Source organism: Kovacikia sp. CALU 1929 (genome assembly GCF_056784235.1).
Genome location: NZ_JBXBCF010000100.1, coordinates 1 through 16,422 on the forward strand (window position 1 = coordinate 1; position 16,422 = coordinate 16,422).

At 47.3% G+C, this 16,422-nt stretch carries 16 protein-coding genes; 8 read left to right on the plus strand and 8 right to left on the minus strand.

Annotated features, from left to right (window positions below; all coding sequences use genetic code 11):
• Window positions 1-526 precede the first annotated feature (526 nt).
• The 7 genes from AC1S52_RS28610 to AC1S52_RS28640 all read left to right on the plus strand — a co-directional run bounded on the left by AC1S52_RS28610 (window position 527) and on the right by AC1S52_RS28640 (window position 5,490).
• Complete coding sequence (locus tag AC1S52_RS28610; RefSeq protein WP_482032455.1) at window positions 527-793, plus strand: hypothetical protein; 267 nt, start codon at window positions 527-529, stop codon at window positions 791-793.
• Between the two features lie 417 nt (window positions 794-1,210).
• Window positions 1,211-1,339, plus strand: coding sequence for a hypothetical protein (locus AC1S52_RS28615; RefSeq protein WP_482032456.1), 129 nt, complete (start codon window positions 1,211-1,213; stop codon window positions 1,337-1,339).
• A gap of 107 nt (window positions 1,340-1,446) precedes the next feature.
• Window positions 1,447-1,680 (plus strand): hypothetical protein, encoded by a 234-nt coding sequence (locus tag AC1S52_RS28620; RefSeq protein WP_482032457.1) that lies wholly within the window; start codon window positions 1,447-1,449, stop codon window positions 1,678-1,680.
• Between the two features lie 308 nt (window positions 1,681-1,988).
• Entirely contained in the window at window positions 1,989-2,750 is a 762-nt protein-coding gene (locus AC1S52_RS28625) for a class II aldolase/adducin family protein (protein ID WP_482032458.1), read from the plus strand.
• A 118-nt stretch (window positions 2,751-2,868) separates the two neighbouring features.
• On the plus strand, window positions 2,869-3,768 hold the full coding sequence (locus AC1S52_RS28630; protein WP_482032459.1) for a TauD/TfdA family dioxygenase: 900 nt from the start codon (window positions 2,869-2,871) through the stop codon (window positions 3,766-3,768).
• Window positions 3,769-3,983: 215 nt separating this feature from the next.
• Window positions 3,984-4,499 carry an aspartate/glutamate racemase family protein gene (locus AC1S52_RS28635; protein ID WP_482032491.1) on the plus strand — a complete coding sequence of 172 codons (516 nt, stop codon included), beginning with the start codon at window positions 3,984-3,986 and terminating at the stop codon, window positions 4,497-4,499.
• Window positions 4,500-4,785: 286 nt separating this feature from the next.
• The gene (locus tag AC1S52_RS28640) at window positions 4,786-5,490 is read left to right on the plus strand and encodes a manganese catalase family protein (protein WP_482032460.1); all 705 of its coding nucleotides are present in this window, start codon (window positions 4,786-4,788) and stop codon (window positions 5,488-5,490) included.
• 347 nt (window positions 5,491-5,837) lie between these two features.
• Here AC1S52_RS28640 and AC1S52_RS28645 read toward each other — a convergent pair whose 3' ends face one another.
• The 5 genes from AC1S52_RS28645 to AC1S52_RS28665 all read right to left on the minus strand — a co-directional run bounded on the left by AC1S52_RS28645 (window position 5,838) and on the right by AC1S52_RS28665 (window position 11,459).
• A complete protein-coding gene (locus AC1S52_RS28645; protein WP_482032461.1) occupies window positions 5,838-5,993 on the minus strand; it encodes a long-chain fatty aldehyde decarbonylase in 156 nt (51 codons plus the stop codon).
• 17 nt (window positions 5,994-6,010) lie between these two features.
• The gene (locus AC1S52_RS28650; protein WP_482032462.1) at window positions 6,011-6,862 is read right to left on the minus strand and encodes an acyl-CoA desaturase; all 852 of its coding nucleotides are present in this window, start codon (window positions 6,860-6,862) and stop codon (window positions 6,011-6,013) included.
• A 112-nt stretch (window positions 6,863-6,974) separates the two neighbouring features.
• Window positions 6,975-9,041 (minus strand): magnesium-protoporphyrin IX monomethyl ester anaerobic oxidative cyclase, encoded by a 2,067-nt coding sequence (bchE, locus tag AC1S52_RS28655; protein WP_482032463.1) that lies wholly within the window; start codon window positions 9,039-9,041, stop codon window positions 6,975-6,977.
• 29 nt (window positions 9,042-9,070) lie between these two features.
• Entirely contained in the window at window positions 9,071-10,456 is a 1,386-nt protein-coding gene (hemN, locus tag AC1S52_RS28660; protein ID WP_482032464.1) for an oxygen-independent coproporphyrinogen III oxidase, read from the minus strand.
• 250 nt (window positions 10,457-10,706) lie between these two features.
• Window positions 10,707-11,459 (minus strand): biliverdin-producing heme oxygenase, encoded by a 753-nt coding sequence (locus tag AC1S52_RS28665; RefSeq protein WP_482032465.1) that lies wholly within the window; start codon window positions 11,457-11,459, stop codon window positions 10,707-10,709.
• A gap of 252 nt (window positions 11,460-11,711) precedes the next feature.
• On the opposite strand from AC1S52_RS28665, the gene acsF reads away from it, so the two are divergent.
• The gene (gene acsF / locus AC1S52_RS28670) at window positions 11,712-12,779 is read left to right on the plus strand and encodes a magnesium-protoporphyrin IX monomethyl ester (oxidative) cyclase (RefSeq protein WP_482032466.1); all 1,068 of its coding nucleotides are present in this window, start codon (window positions 11,712-11,714) and stop codon (window positions 12,777-12,779) included.
• Between the two features lie 368 nt (window positions 12,780-13,147).
• Here the strand turns inward: acsF and psbA are convergent, their stop codons facing one another.
• From psbA to AC1S52_RS28685, 3 genes are all read right to left on the minus strand, one after another.
• A complete protein-coding gene (gene psbA / locus AC1S52_RS28675; RefSeq protein WP_482032467.1) occupies window positions 13,148-14,230 on the minus strand; it encodes a photosystem II q(b) protein in 1,083 nt (360 codons plus the stop codon).
• Window positions 14,231-14,618: 388 nt separating this feature from the next.
• Window positions 14,619-15,299 (minus strand): response regulator, encoded by a 681-nt coding sequence (locus AC1S52_RS28680; RefSeq protein ID WP_482032468.1) that lies wholly within the window; start codon window positions 15,297-15,299, stop codon window positions 14,619-14,621.
• Between the two features lies 1 nt (window position 15,300).
• The gene (locus tag AC1S52_RS28685) at window positions 15,301-16,326 is read right to left on the minus strand and encodes a sensor histidine kinase (protein ID WP_482032469.1); all 1,026 of its coding nucleotides are present in this window, start codon (window positions 16,324-16,326) and stop codon (window positions 15,301-15,303) included.
• Window positions 16,327-16,422: the final 96 nt, after the last annotated feature.

The window sequence follows — 16,422 nt, forward strand, 5'->3', positions numbered from 1 at the left end:
CCAACTCCAACTTAAAGTTGATCAACTGATTGCTCAGTTAACTCCTGAGCTAATTGCTTCCATCACAGGGTATGCATTTATTCTCGATGCCCTATCTGCCCTGAATACTGTTTAAATTGGTATTACCTAAAATTTGCCTTTAAAATACTATATAGCTTTTAAGCGATTAAATCAGCATGAGTTTTAGATTGCTTAAAACTGCTGAAATGCGGCTCCCTCCTTAGGCAAAGCGTAAAAGACCTTGATAACCCCAGCAAAAGCAGTAGCTCCACTATCAGTCAACCCAACAAGGCTTGGGAGCTACTTTCGCAAGACTGATAGTACTCTAATAAAAGTTATTGTCAATAATTTCATCAAAAATGAAATTTTGGCTTGCCCTTTATCAATCCTTAAGGAAGCAGGTCTTTATATCCATAGAACGCTTATCTGCAAAAGGGGAACTGAGATCTTGCAGAATTCTCAGTAAGAGTTGCCAAAAGAGACAAAATCTGAAAGAAGGGTGTAGCAAAAAAAACAAAAGACGGTCATGGAAACCATTCTTCAACACGTCCAAGGGTTGGTGGATAGGCTCCTCTGCTTGATGCCTAGTGCTGATCAAAAAGCCAGTCTCAAGGCTCTATTGGGGTTGTTCCCCTTACCCTCCCATACCGCAGTCAAATCCACCAGTTCGTTAAGTCGATTTCTCAATCACTATACCTGGTCTACTCGGAGTGGGATTGGCACGGCTCGTCAGGGGATATTGCAGCAGATTGCCACTCATCTGCCTCATGTCAAAAGACCGATCGCATTTTGATTGACTTAACGACCTTAGAAAAAAGCGGCAAGTTCTGGCATTTGAGTACCCTGACGGCAGATCCCCATCAACCTGACCCTTGGGTGCGCTTTCTTAACGGTAAACGAGGTTTGCCGGGTTGTCCTCTATCTGGTCGTAGGTGACTGGGGAGTGTGCTGGAGTTTTCGGGTTTGGGGGGGGAAGGGGGATGCTAGCCCTTCCCCGTTGGGGTGCAAGTTATTGGCAACGGTGCTCAAGTCCTTACTCAAGGGGGGAGTGGTGATTGTGCAAGCAGATACCGAGTTTGGTACCGTCGAGTTTCTCAATGCTGTTCGCAGTCGCTCCTGGTGACCCGTCGGCGGACTCAGGAGCAATCGTACTTTACAAGACGGTCGTTGTCTCAAAGACCTCTATCGTCACGTCAAACGGGGTCTGCAAGTGTATCTCAAAGACATCGGCTATCCCGTCACCGTCTCCTGGTTTTGGCTCAAACGAGCCGATGGCAAACGAGAATTGCGATTTGTCGCCTCCACCTATCCTGATTCTGGAGCATATTTGTCCAGTTAGGGGGCAAACGTTGGGCGATTGAAGCCTTTTTCAAAACGGCTAACCATCCGTTTGGTCTTCATTGTTTTGGTCAAGGCACCAAGTTAGGGGTTTATCGTTGGCTAATTTTGTCCCTGATTGCTTATCTGTTAGCGCACTGGATTGATCAATGGTCACTGCCCCCTGTGCTGGAGTGGAAAACTGCCAGTCGCTTGGCACTCGAAACTTTATTGCCCTCGATTGTCTGGTTTCAATTACTCAAACAGATCCGAATGAGTGCAGATATTGCCCCACAACATGGGTTTGAAATTGTTCTCAAATCCTTGCCTTCCCTGGCTTATTGGGAAAGGTGCAAGATTTGAGTTATCGGTGGGAGTTCAAGGTTATCTACCGCCGCACAACTTCACCTTTAATTTGACAGCGCTGTATCAGACTTGACATCTATGCTAAAGTCTTAGGCAGAGCTATCGATTAACAACCTCGCTGGAACTGAAACGCTGCAAGTTAACAGTGAGATCCAAAGTCGAAAAGCTGTTTGTCAAAGTCTAACCGCCCATCAACAAATGTTGTGGAGGCGGTGGAGTCTGGCTGGTGCGGTTCAGCTCGATCATTAGACATTTGAGATCATTTCAAATCGGAGGCTACCGCTGTCCCTATATGAGGTAAATCTGTGACAGAATTGAACTTCCCTTCACCACCAACATTTAACCGCCTAGAAGATGAGCGCTGTCACCGCCAACAGCGTCTTGCTGCTGCATTTCGCCTGTTCGCCCACTATGGGTTCGATGAAGGTATTGCCGGACACATTACAGTCCGTGACCCTGAATTTCTAGATTGCTTTTGGGTTAACCCTTTTGGAATGTACTTCGGTCACATTCGAGTATCAGACTTATTGCTGGTCAACCATAAAGGCGAAGTTGTAAGAGGGAACAGACCTGTCAATACAGCGGCTTTCGCTATCCACTCCCAAATCCATCAAGCCCGACCTGACGTGAACGCGGCAGCCCATGCACACTCACTTTATGGCAAAGCTTGGTCAACAATGGGACGCTTGCTCGATCCCCTGACTCAGGATGCTTGTGCTTTTTACGAAGACCAAGCATTGTTCAATGACTACACTGGAGTAGTTCTAGACACTCAAGAAGGCAAGCGTATTGCTGACATACTGGGGGAAAGAAAGGCTGTTATACTCCGCAACCACGGCTTACTAACCGTTGGTCATTCAGTAGATGAGGCGACATGGTGGCTTGTCACGATGGAACGCTCCTGCCAAGCTCAACTCATAGCTGAAGCAGCAGGAGAACCAGTGCCGATCGCTCCTGAAACAGCTCGTTTAACCTACAGCCAGATTGGCTCTCATCAAATTGGATGGCTTAGTTTTCAGTCTCTGTATGACATGATCGTTCGGCAGGAACCAGATTTACTTGACTAACATGACTCATTGAATTAGTTCTGCATAAAGCAACTAGATTCTGATATTGTTGAACCACATTAAAATATTGGTTTGATTAGTTATTCAATTATCTCCCTTGAAGAAAAACAGGTCAACGATGATTATGAAAACGAGCATAAAACCTTATGCACAGCCCTTGTCAGAAATGGTTGGGCAGCAAGTTATCAACGCTGACAATATTAAGATATTTGATCTGGATGAAGAATCAATTATAAAACTATTTCAATCTGAAGGATTATTGTTATTCAGAGGATTTGAGGCAGATGTCGATATCTTTACGCAATTTACTAACAATTTCAGTGAAAATTTCATGGATTATACAGGAGGAGTATTTAACCGTAGAATAATTAATGGAGATAACACTGTTTTGAGCGTAAATGATTTCAACCATGAGATTAAATTACATGGAGAAATGTACTATCAAAAAACCATCCCACTGATGCTGTGGTTTTTCTGTGCCCATCCAGCCTCTCAAAATGGTGAAACAATAGTTTGTGATGGCAAGCGCTTCTTTGACGAGCTTACTCATCCGCTGAAAGAGCTATTTACTCAGAAAAAGTTGAGATATCGTGGACATCTGGACAAGGATGCCTGGAAAAATCGATATAAGACTGACGATTTAAACGTAGTGAAACAAATATGTCAGAGTAACGACATTCATCTGCAAATCAATGGAGATGAATCAATCGATGTTCATTATATTTGCTCAGCCGTACATCCAGGCAGCTCTGGAGAATATCTAGTCTTTATTAATAGCTTGCTGCCAGCGAAAAGCATGTCTCCAGATATTGTTTCATTTGAGGATGGCTCAGAAATTAATGATGAAATCATGCTTGAACTGAATGAAATTGCTGAAAAAATAACGGCAGAAATCTACTGGGAAAAGGGTGATATCCTGATGGTTGATAACACTAGAATCATGCACGGTCGGAGAGCTTTTATTGATGACAAGCGTGATATCTATTTACGGTTATGTTCTCCATCATTTTCATGCTAAGAGGGTGCTTGAAAAGGTTCAGCGGTTAAACCCGCGACTACATGAACGCCTGTGCGGACTCAAGTAAATGAGGAATTTCCGTAACCTGCGGAGGCAGGTTTTGCCCGTATAGCCGCGCCTACCCTGCGGGAACGCTTTGCAAATAGTCGCCAGGACAACCGTAAGTCGAGCAGTTTGAAACTGTTCCATCTGGCTGGTCAGGCGATCCAGGACTACTGGCAGCCCGTGAGTTGGTCAAAGGTCCAGTGTTTGGGATTGCAGAGGCAGCTATGCACGCAGCCAGTTTGGTTGCGACTGGATTCTCGATTGTCACGGCACCAAACCGCACTCGAATTATGGCTAAACATCTGGACGATCGCTATGGTATGAATTCCATTTGTCGCCAGATTTGGGCAATTGATCTGCCTGTACTGGATCTGGAAACCGTTACAGCCAAAACAGCGATTCTCCAGGAGTGTCGGCGGGCGATCGCAGAAGATGGTTGTGGCGCGATCGTCCTGGGCTGTGGTGGGATGGCTGACCTCTCCATTCCTCTGAGCCAGGATCTGGGTATTCCCGTCATTGATAGTGTGAGTGTCGCGGTCAAGTTTGTGGAAGCCTTGGTATGCCTCGGCATTGGTACCAGTGGGCGATTTAGCCTATCTTTATATCTCGATCGCCAACGCTGCCCCTCACCGGACACAAATCCCTTCTGGATCCTAAATCACTTCTGCATCTACTTCTGCATCTAACTGATTAGCTCTGGGTAGTCGGTGGGCATAGGCATTGTTATTCCTGTAGCCATATCTCTCAGCATAAGAGGCTAAAGCTTATTATTACCATGATTGGCTATCGTAGCCTGAGCCGTTTGTGTGTAGCGATACCTGACAAACTTTTCATCACCGATTGAAACTCCTTCCCTAGGAGCAAGCTTTATGGAGAAGCCGACTCTACCATTAATGAGAAGTTAAAGAATCCTAATATTATTTGGGATTGCTTTTAATCAGTCCACGCGGAATAAAAGAGGATATCAACTGAATGTTTTTCCATAAAAAAGAAACAATTCATACCGTCAACACAGGCGAAGCCAATCCTCGTTTTGCCCAACTGCTGCTAGAGCAGTTTGGTGGAGCGACTGGAGAACTCACGGCTGCCCTGCAATATTGGGTGCAATCGTTTCATGTTGAGGATGCTGGACTTCGCGATATGCTTCAAGACATTGCGATCGAGGAGTTTGGTCATCTAGAAATGATTGGAAAGCTCATCGAAGAACACACCAAGAGTGTAGATCAAACAGAAGCCTACAAAAGCTCTCTATTTGCGATACGTGGCATGGGTCCCCACTTTCTCGATAGCCAGGGAAGTGCCTGGACAGCAAACTACATCAATGAAGGAGGAGATGTTGTACGCGACCTGAGAGCCAACATTGCGGCAGAAGCAGGTGCCCGTCAAACTTATGAATCGTTGATCAAGCTCTCCACCGACGAAGGAACAAAGCGGACGCTGGTGCATTTGTTAACCCGCGAAATCTCACACACCAAAATGTTCATGAAAGCGTTAGAGTCCTTGGGCAAGCTTGATGATCCGTTCTTTGGCAATGTACAGCCTGATGAAACGGTAGACATCTATTACAACCTGTCATCCAATGGCAAAGATGAACGAGGTCCGTGGAACTCTGACGAAAACTTTAAGTATATTGCTCAGCCAGTTCCTCAAGGTAAAGCTCAGCCAATGCGTCAGTAAACCCGTTACTTGTTTTACTTATGCGTCATTGCAATGTGGTGCTGAATATCAGTACGAATTCGGACAAAGTTTCAATTTATACAACTTCCAATTCATACTTAAAATCAGCAACGCCCATTGAAATGATGTGAAAAAGCAAGTTTAGAGTTTGTAGGGTGCGTTGCTTAAGCAGCGCACCCTAAAGCTTTTTCGGCATTGCTGAATCGTGATATGAACCACACAATCCGCCCTCGCCCTTAACTCCCTGCGTTGGCACCCTGGAGTTATCCTGTGAGTCAAGATGCTGCCACCTTAGCCATTCGGTTTTGGGCGGAATTAGTTGGCGTTGTCTCTGTGGTAGAACGCACTCAGCAGTTGTCAGGTAACAGTTGGGCTAACTGTAAAAAGTTGTCAAAAGCATGTTGCTCTCCTTTGATCGCGATCGCGTTGATACGGCTGTATGGAGCTTTATAGGTTTCACTGTGGTAATCAAGTGTTGATACCGTATCTACTGGCTGTGCCATGATTGTTCTGGCGCTAATTATTCATTAGTGGTCGCTTGTGATGGTGGCATGACAACTTTGCGAGCTAAGCCAATGCTCTTCAGTACCCAGATTGCCCACCAGGTCACATCAAATTCCCACCAGCACCAGCCAGCTTTTGCCACATTAGGATGGGCGTGGTGATTGTTGTGCCAACCTTCTCCATAGGTGAAAATAGCTGCCCACCAAAGGTTACGAGAGTTATCATCGGTATCAAAGGTGCGGTAGCCCCACATATGGGTCACAGAGTTGATAAACCAGGTACTATGCCAGAGTAAAACGACTCTAACGAAAATGCCCCAGATCACAAACGACCAACCCCCGATCGCGTAGAGCAACAGACCCAGCGGAATTTGCAGTAGAAAAAAGTAGCGATTTAACCAACGATAAAACGGATCCCGCTCCAAATCGGGAGCAAATCGTTTGTACTGCTCATAATTGAAGAACTCTGCCTGGGGATAGAACAACCACAGCATATGGCTCCACCAGAAGCCTCGACTGGCAGCGTAGGGGTCTTTATCCTTATCTTCGGTATAGGCGTGGTGCAAGCGGTGTCCCGCCACCCAGAAGATGGGTCCCCCCTGTAAGGCTAAGGCACCAATCAAGGCAATCGCATACTCTAGCCATTGCGGCACTTGTAAACTACGGTGACTCAATAGTCTGTGATAACCCAGACAGATGCCAATACTGCCGAAGAACCAGTGCAGAAATAAAGTCACACCCAACGCAGACCAGGAGAAAAACCACGGTGCCAGCATTGCCAGCAGATGCACACTACCGAAGAAAATTACAGCAAACCAATTGAGCGAGAGATTGCGTTTGGGTTCTGTAAGTAAATTATTTGCAGTCATTCAAAAAAATCCTCAACCACACAAAGGTTCAATGAGAATGGAGAGTAGGGAGTGATAGGAATGAAGAAGCGAGGAGGAATATACTCCTTCACTCCTTTTACACTGTTCACTCTTACCAGGCAGTTACGGGTGGCTCAACGAGTTCTAAAATCGCCGGGTTTCGATAGTTTCCCTGGCGATCAATGATTCGCACAGCTTCTGTTAGTTGTTCAATGGGGGCATCTTTGAGGCAGAAAGCATCGGCTCCAGCGGCGATTGCTTCTGCAAGCAGCGATCTCTGTTCAGGGGTAACCAGCACTAAAATCCTGGAGGAGGTGACATAAGAATTTGCCTGGACTTTGCGTGCCATCCGAATGAATTTGACCAGATCCATATCGGGCAAGCTACCATCGACCACGGCAACATCCACATCAATGGATTCTAGCAGGACTAAACCAGTTTCGGCATTGGTAGCTTCACTGGCTACCTCAATTCCCGCCTGGGCGCGTAAGTTTACCCGCAGGTTAATTCGAGTTTGTTCGTCTGCTTCGATGACAGCCACTTGAATCACATCATGGGGATGTAACTGGGTTGGGGGCTGGTTGACATCACATTCAGGCAAATCATTTGGTGCCCCACAGGCAGAAATAGTCCCGACGAAATCGATATCAGCGGGGCGATACGCTAGAAGCGTGCCCTCTGGGTCGCGCTTAAGTTGCGCCATCTGTTCGGCAGTAAGAATTTTAGATTCATCAAAGCCAAACTCAATTTCGGTATGCAATCCCTTCTGTTTCACCCGGTTCAGGTTATAGAAGCGTTTGTTGAGTGTGGTTTTGACGAATGCCCAGAGACAACCCAGTAAATAACGTCGCTTAAACGGATCGGGTTCAAACCAGTACTCTAAAAACTTCCAGGAGTAGAATCGGGCATAGTTACGCAGAACGCCTTTAAGTACCTCTTCCCGGGTCATATTGTCGGGCTTGATAATTGGCGTGACAAAGTTGTAGTGGGAGTAATCCCGAATTTCAACCTTGTCTTGCAAATCCTGGAACAGTTCAGAAAAGGGCCAGGGGGTGTACATATTCCAGTTGGTCATGTCTGCTTTCCAGTCCCGTGCCATTAGGTAGGTTTCCTCGATGGTTTTGGGAGTCTCACTGGGTAAGCCCATAATGAACTGGACCTCTGCCAGGATGCCATTATCGCGCAGAAGTTGGACAGCGCGTTTGTTATCGGCGATCGTCGTTTCCTTACGGAACAGGTTGAGATTCAGTTGTGCTGCTGCCTCTGTTCCCAGGGAAACGTGTACCAGTCCGGCTTTACGGTACAAGGGTAGTTCCTTTTCATCCCGCAGAATGTCGGTTACTCGTGTGTTGATGCCCCAGTGAACGCCGAGGTTGCGATCGATCAGTTCATGGCACAGTGCTACAAACCGCGCTTTGTTAATCGTTGGTTCCTCATCTGCCAGAATGAAGAACCCAACCTGGTGTTCTTTGACTAAGCGTTCAATCTCATCAACAAAGTTTTTGGGCGAACGAGAGCGGTACTTACGCCAGAATTTCCATTGTGAGCAGAACCGACAGCGGAAGGGACAGCCCCGTGAGTAGTTGGGCACTGCAACTCTCGTATTTAGCGGGGTATAGATGTATTTGCTCCAATCCAGCAGGGTCCAGTCAGGGGTCAGAGTATTCAGGTCTTTGATCGGTGGATGAGCCGGGGTCGCGACAATTTTGCCCTCTTCCAGAAAGGCGAGTCCCAGGATTTCGCGTCGATCGCGGTTGTCAGTTCCATGATCGATGGCTCGCAATAAATTAACCGTAATCTCTTCCCCTTCGCCGCGAATGATGTAATCAACCCACGGAGCCTCATGCAGCACCTCCCGATACATATAGGTGGGATGGACTCCACCCATAATTGTTTTTGCATTGGGACAAACTTCTTTCACCAGTCTCAGCGTGCTTTGAGACTTGTAGATCATCGGCGTGATTGCGGTTGCCAGCACCACATCGGGCTGATAGTCCCTCACTTTGTGAGCCAATTCAACATCATCAATGTGATTGCTCATGGCATCAATAAAGCGAACTTCAGTAAAACCCGCCATCTTTAAAGCACCCCCCACATAGGGAACCCAACTGGGGGGCCAGTTGCCCGCAATTTCAGCCCCACCAGAATGATAGTTGGGTTGAATCATCAGGATACGCATAACCAATACTCCTGGATTAAAAGGCTGGCTTAAATAGCTCTGGAGAAATTCGCTATGATGCGATCGCGCAGATAGGAATCAAAAACGGCAGCAATATTGCGAATTAGCAAGCGCCCAATGGGTGTTACGTCAATGCGATTGGAGAAGAGCCTGACTAACCCATCTGCTTCTAGGGTCTGGAGATCGACCAGTTCCGGTGCAAAGTAGGTATCAAAGTCTAAGTGGTATTTTGTTTCAAATTCTGGTTTAGATAAACCAAAATGACACATCAGTTGCATGATAATTTCACGCCGAATGATGTCATCACGATGGAGATTGATCCCTTTTTCCACTGGCGGTTGGTTCTCGTCAATTGCCTGGTAGTAGTCGCGTAACCGCTTGTGATTTTGGAAGTAGGCATCGTGTAGCATACTGATGGAGGTCAGCCCAAAACCGAGCAACTCTGCATCCGGTTGAGTGGTATAACCCTGGAAGTTCCGCTTCAAAGCACCATTGCCCTGGGCGATCGCCAGTTCGTCATCGGGTTTGGCAAAGTGATCCATGCCAATGTAGAAATACTCGTTGCGGGTCAATTTGGCGATCGCCATTTGCAGTATTTCTAGTTTTTCCTGCGGTGATGGCAGCGCATGTTCTGGAATGTTCTTTTGGACGGGTTTAATCCAGGGAATATAAGCAAAGTTGAAGATGGCAATCCGATTGGGATTCAAATCAATCGTTTTTTGAATGGTTTCTTCAAACGTCTGTAAGGTTTGGTAGGGCAATCCATAAATCAAATCCACATTAACGCTGTCAAATTGAGCCTGCCGCACCCAGCTCATCACATTAAACAGCAACTCCTCCGGCTGAACCCGGTTTACGGCTGCCTGCACCTGTGGATTGAAATCCTGAATACCAAAACTGATGCGGTTAAAACCAATCTCCCGCAATGCCTGGATATAGGGTTGGTCAACATAACGGGGGTTGATTTCAATCGAAATTTCTGCATTCGGTGTGAAATTGAAATGACGATGAATGACCGTCCACAACTGCTCAACCTGTTCAATGGTCAAATAGTTGGGTGTTCCACCGCCCCAATGCATTTGCACCACAGGTTTACTGGAATCCAGTTGGGCAGATGTTTGTTCAATTTCTTTAGTTAAATATTCCAGGTACGAGGAGGCAATGTTTTTATTATTGGAAACGATGACATTACATCCACAGAAGTAGCAGGCACTCTGACAAAAGGGGATGTGGACGTAGAGTGATAAAGGTGATGAGCGTTGATTCAGGGCAGCGATCGCCTGGTTGTAATTACAGGTGCCAAAATCCGTTCTCAGTTCCGTTGCAGGCGGATAGCTGGTGTAACGCGGTAAAGGCTGATCATACTTATTCAGCAGCTCTCGATTGAATTGCACCGCAGGCAGCAAAGTTGTCATGCGAATCGGTTCTCCTCTAGTGGGTAGGGGGAGTTGAAAGATGAGAATTTGGGAATAGTTTCGTCCTTTGTCATTCGTCCTTTGTCATCTGTAAATACCAATGACCAATGACCAATGACCAATGACCAATGACCCAAATATGTGATGTGCAACTTAATAGCCAAGATCCCCAGCATTTCGTTGATCTGCATGTAATTGGCTAAGGTAAATCTCATAGGTGCCGGGGATCTGGGGATTATCGCATACCGAGTTAAATGCTGTATTCCACCGCGGGTTCTTTCCCGACTGGATGCGGTTCGGTGGCTCCTGGGATTTCCTGGCGGATGAGGAGGTCAAATACGTGTTCGCCAACGGCGGCTTTGACCTCTGGCTCCAGTTGGTGTACCACGTCTCGATTCAAGGTGAAGGCGTAGTTTGCCTCATCTACAATTCGTTGAATGGTGGCATCGTCAACTGGCAAGGAATTGAGGGCATCCCGGTATTTCACTTTGAATGCCCGCTTTGCCTCAATGGTTGGTAATTGCTCAAACTCATGCAGGGCAGTGCCCTGGTCGGGGGGCAAGTTCAACGCAGAACGAACAATATTCTTTAATGCTTGACCACCAGAGAGATCACCCATGTAACGGGTGTAGGCATGGGCAATCAGCAGGACGGGATCGGTGTTAGCGATTTCATGCAGCCGATCGACATAGACCTGACCCGCTGGTAAGGGCGTAATTTGCTCATACCAGTTGTCGCCATAGTAAAATGCCAGATCTCGCTCTAAATTGGCAGTCCGGTTCAATTCAGGGAAAACGATTCCTCCAACGACAGGATGGTTGCGGTGCCGTTCCAGACCTGCTTCCAGGGCACTGTAGACGAGATACAAGTTTGCCAGCAGCTTGCGAAAGGGTTCCCGCTCCACAATTCCTTTCAAGAAACACTTCATAAATGCTGTATTTTCAGCCGCAGTATGGGAGTGTTGAGTGCCTTCTCGCAGGCGTTGAGCTAAATCCTGGCTCATATCAAATACCTCAATTTCGGATAATGGCAGTGTTGAGTAATGCTGTGCGAAGAATCTGCTTCCTGGGTATGATACCCAATCAAACACTATTGAAAACTGTATAACCAGATAGCGATTAATAGAATGAAGGGTTTTATTTCTTAATAAAGTCTTTCAGAGATATCTGCTGAGGTCTTTGTAGAAAAGGTCTGGTCAAATGCCGGAATTTATTATAACTTGATAGTTATTCAGTTTGTAGCGGTGCCAAGTATTATGGTGACTTCTCTGCCCAAGCCAACTTCAGAGACTGTTTCTAGAAAATCTCTCAAGGAAAATATTCTCACACCCCGGTTTTATACCACTAATTTTGAAGTGGCGGCATTGATGGATTTGTCAGAGCAGGAGACTGAGTTGCAGACCATGCTGGCAGAAATGCGAGCAGATTATAACCGCCATCATTTCGTCCGGGATGAGTCCTTTAATCAATCCTGGGATCACATTACGGGAGAAGCGCGGCAGGCGTTTATTGATTACCTGGAGCGATCGTGTGTGTCTGAGTTCTCTGGCTTCCTGCTGTTTAAGGAACTCTCACGCAAGTTGAAGGATCGTAGCCCTCTCCTGTCTGAGATGTTCAATCTGATGGCGCGGGATGAAGCCCGTCATGCCGGATTCCTCAATAAAGCGATGGGTGACTTCGGCTGCACGATGGATCTGGGCTATCTGACCAAAAATCGGGTCTACACTTTCTTTCCAATCGAGTGGGTGCTTTACACAGTTTATCTGTCAGAAAAGATTGGCTACTGGCGCTATATCATCATTTACCGGCATCTGGAGAAGCATCCTGAAAACCAGTTCTATCCCCTGTTCCGCTATTTTGAAAGCTGGTGCCAGGATGAAAATCGTCATGGAGATATCTTTAAGGCACTGTTACGCTCTCAACCAAAACTCTGGCAAACCTGGAAATCTCGCCTGTGGAGTCGCTTTTTCCTACTGACCGTCTTCGCCACCCACACGCTAACGGTGCATGAGCGAACTGACTTTTATCACACGTTAGGACTTGACCCAACGGATTTTGATGCGGAAGTGATCCGCCAAACGAACGAAACCGCAGCCCGTGCATTTCCCTCTGTTCTCAACACCGACCACCCGGAGTTTTTCCCTCGGCTCCATCGCTGTTCTGATCTCAATTTGCAAATGTCTGAGATCGATCGCTCCTCCCAACCTAGGTGGTTAAAAACCCTACGCAAGTTACCGCTCCAACTGGCGATCGTGGGCCATCTTGTACGCATTTATTTCACGAAACCCATTGATGCTGAAGCATTACGTGGAACGGTGCGTTAGTCGGTACTGGTTAATTATCAAACCTTTAGCCCAGATCCCCGGAATCTTCAAGATTCCGGGGATCTAAACTTTTTGTCCCCTGTTAAAGCAGTGATAGGTTGCAGCATTGACGGTAGGGTGCTGTATAGCCCTGCGGGCATGGCTAAGTGCAAAGCACACGCAATGCGAACGCTAAAGCGTAGTGGAACGCACCGAAATCAGTCTCTGGTGCGTTACTGTATGTTAGTCGGGACGAAATTGCTGGGAAAAGTCCGCTGGGTTAATAAGCTGCCTAAATGTAGATAGTTACCGCTATAAAAAAGCGCCCCTAACAGGGCGCTATTCATCAACCACTCATCCAAAAACGTGAAAGCGGAGAACCATCGAGCTTAACTGGAGATAGCGGGTGCTACCAGGGCAATGGGTTGTGCCTCACCGGAAGCCAGATCCAGAGGGAAGTTGTGGGCATTCCGCTCATGGATGACCTCAATTCCCAGGTTGGCACGGTTGAGAATGTCTGCCCAAGTGGGAATTGCCCTTCCCTGACTATCCAGAACGGACTCGTTAAAGTTGAATCCATTCAAGTTAAAAGACATGGTGCTGATGCCGAGAGAAGCAAACCAGATACCAATTACGGGCCACGCCGCCAGGAGGAAATGCAAGGCACGGGAGTTATTAAAGGAAGCGTACTGGAAGATCAAACGACCAAAGTAGCCGTGAGCCGCCACAATGTTGTAGGTTTCTCCTTCCTGACCGAATTTGTAGCCGTAGTTCTGGGACTCCCCTTCGGTGGTCTCCCGCACCAAAGACGATGTCACCAGGGAACCGTGCATTGCAGAGAACAGAGCGCCACCAAAGACACCGATTACACCCAGCATGTGGAAGGGATGCATCAGGACATTATGTTCAGCAGTGAACACAATCATGAAGTTGAAGGTGCCAGAAATCCCCAGCATCAGTCCGTCGGAGAAGCTACCCTGTCCAATTGGGTAGATGAGTAATACAGCGGTAGCCGCAGAAGCCGGAGCGGAGAAGGCGACTGGAATCCAGGGGCGCATTCCCAGACGATAGCTGAGTTCCCATTGACGACCCATGTAAGCATAGACGGCAATCAGGAAGTGAAAAATAATCATCTGGTAGGGACCACCGTTGTAGAGCCACTCATCCAGAGAAGCTGCTGACCAGATGGGATAGAAGTGTAATCCGATCGCATTAGACGTAGGCACCACTGTTGCCGTAATCAGGTTATTGCCATAGAGCAAAGAACCACTCACAGGTTCACGGATACCATCAATATCGACGGGAGGGGCGGCAATAAATGCCAGGGTAAAGACAATTGCAGCCGTTAAAGCCGTTGGAATCAACAGAATCCCAAACCAACCCACGTACAATCGATTCTCGATACTGGTTACCCAGTTACAAAATCGATCCCAGAAATTGGCGCGATCGCGCCTTTGTAGAAGTGTTGTCATAATCCAATAAGTGCCAATTGGTAAGAATGCGGTATGAATCGACGGAAAACCGTCTTGCTATTTTATAACTTAATAGTTATATAGTTGTCAAACGTTTTAAGTGAGATTTTTGATCATCCTTAACCGTCTTTTGGTCACTCTAAGCAGGTGAAAGGATGCGTTGTCAGTTTCGTTGATGCACTCGATTGATGCACCCGTGGATAAATAAAGTCATTCATCTTGTACGTCAGTTGCTCAAATCCATAGGGGTCACCAATCTCTTTTAGTTTGACTGTCAGTGATGCGTTTCTGACAAACGAAGTGACGTTTCCTGACACCTGACACTTGACACTTGACACCTGGTATCTGATACCTTTACAAGAGTTGCCAAACCTTATGTCGCAGTCTACTAGGGTATCAAGTCCTCAGCAATCAGTTTCCTCTGAATAGCCAGAACAGCTGCCTGGGTGCGATCGCGCACATCTAGCTTCTGCAAAATGGCATGAACATGGACTCGGACTGTTCCGGGTGCAATGTATAGCATTTGGGCGATTTCTTGGTTGGTTTTACCATCGGCAATTAAAGCCAGGATTTCCTGTTCTCGCCGAGTTAGAACAGGAAGCGATTTATCTGAGCCACTGGCTGGTGTGGCACTGGAATTACTCTCGAAGGCAGCCCGAATTTCAGTTGTGGCAGCAGGATCCCACCAGGATGCCCCGGCAGCAACCGATTGAATAGCCAGAATTAGAGTCTGTGAGGGCGCACCTTTGAGGCAATAGCCTTGTGCTCCAACTTCAATAATGCGGTTAATCAATGCTTTCTGTGTATGCGAGGTGAGCACTAGAACGGGGAGATTCGGAGCTAACTGCCTGATCTGCCGACAGGCTTCGACTCCACCCAGACCTGGTAGACCAATATCTAAAACGACGATATTGAGCGAGTGAGATTTGACCATTTCGATCGCCGTCTCCCCATCTTCTGCCTCTGCCGCAATTTCTAACCCCGACTCTCGTTCTAGCCGCACCCGTAAGCCGAGACGAAAGAGTTCATCATCTTCAACGAGAAGAATTTTGAGTGGTGGGGATGCCATCTTAAACCGAATGGGAAGGGTTGTACGGAAAGGTCGGTAGCCGAAAAGCGAAGCTTGCTCCGCTGGGTTGTCGATTCTCTGCCCAAATTGTACCGCTGTGGGCTTCGACAATCTGCCGAGATAGGTAAAGCCCTAAGCCTGATCCTTTTGCCTGCCGATCGCTCTGTCCTTGATAGAACCGTTCAAACAGGTGGGGAAGCTCGTTAGGTTGGATGCCTGCACCATTGTCTGTCACCTTCACGGTTTGGTGAGACGAGCCGGGTTCCAGGACAACCTCAACTCTTGCACCTCGAGGGGAATGGTTGATCGCATTGGCAAGTAGATTTGCCATCACCCGCTGAAGTTGTAGGGTGTCTCCTTTCACCCAAAGAAACTGGCGGAAATCAGATGCCCCGTAATGCATAGAAATGTGAACTCGACGACTAGCAGCCAGGTCAGCCATTGTTGAGATGACTTCTTCTGCAATTGTTCCTAAATCTACTGGAGCCAGATGAAGCTGTAACCCCTCATTATCGTTTCGGTAGACATTTAGCAGTGTTTCAACCATTTGCAGGGTTGTTTTATGGCTACGCACCATTGTTGCTAGGACACTTTGTTGGCTCGGTTGGACTAAGCCAAAGCTGCCTTGTTGAAATGCTTTGAGGGTCTCAATCGCTCCTAATAAGGGCGTTTTCAGATCATGGGTGAGAGCTGACGCAAAGTCTTCCCGAATACTGGCTAACGCTTCCTGGGCTTTCAATTTGGCTTGCTGCTGTAGGACGGTCTGCTGATAGAGGCGATTGCGATCGCTTAAGACCCCTGTGACGATCAGCGCCAGGGTTGCAATGACTCGGCTGGAGATTGTAGGTGCTTTCACAGTTTCAATTCCTGGCAACCAGACGTTCATCAGCGTGAGAACACAGGCGACCAGCGTTACTTGAAAGGTGGTTTTGCGACTCAGGTGAGCACTCGCCAGCAGAATCGGGCCAATGTAGAGGTAGCCAAACACGTAATCCGGTGGGGTTGAAAACTCTAGGGACAAAACCACTGCAAAGAGTCCTACCACCAACCAGAATGTTCTTAAATTCCAGTTCCTTGAATCAAAAACACGTTGGAATTGCAGCATTTGGCTCCTCTGAAATAG

Bases quoted from the DNA above. Each gene is read 5' to 3' on its own strand.
- AC1S52_RS28610 (WP_482032455.1), top strand. From the start codon at position 527: ATGGAAACCATTCTTCAACACGTCCAAGGGTTGGTGGATAGGCTCCTC.
- AC1S52_RS28630 (WP_482032459.1), top strand. From the start codon at position 2,869: ATGATTATGAAAACGAGCATAAAACCTTATGCACAGCCCTTGTCAGAA.
- AC1S52_RS28640 (WP_482032460.1), top strand. From the start codon at position 4,786: ATGTTTTTCCATAAAAAAGAAACAATTCATACCGTCAACACAGGCGAA.
- AC1S52_RS28645 (WP_482032461.1), bottom strand. From the start codon at position 5,993: ATGGCACAGCCAGTAGATACGGTATCAACACTTGATTACCACAGTGAA.
- AC1S52_RS28650 (WP_482032462.1), bottom strand. From the start codon at position 6,862: ATGACTGCAAATAATTTACTTACAGAACCCAAACGCAATCTCTCGCTC.
- bchE (WP_482032463.1), bottom strand. From the start codon at position 9,041: ATGCGTATCCTGATGATTCAACCCAACTATCATTCTGGTGGGGCTGAA.
- hemN (WP_482032464.1), bottom strand. From the start codon at position 10,456: ATGACAACTTTGCTGCCTGCGGTGCAATTCAATCGAGAGCTGCTGAAT.
- AC1S52_RS28665 (WP_482032465.1), bottom strand. From the start codon at position 11,459: ATGAGCCAGGATTTAGCTCAACGCCTGCGAGAAGGCACTCAACACTCC.
- acsF (WP_482032466.1), top strand. From the start codon at position 11,712: ATGGTGACTTCTCTGCCCAAGCCAACTTCAGAGACTGTTTCTAGAAAA.
- psbA (WP_482032467.1), bottom strand. From the start codon at position 14,230: ATGACAACACTTCTACAAAGGCGCGATCGCGCCAATTTCTGGGATCGA.
- AC1S52_RS28680 (WP_482032468.1), bottom strand. From the start codon at position 15,299: ATGGCATCCCCACCACTCAAAATTCTTCTCGTTGAAGATGATGAACTC.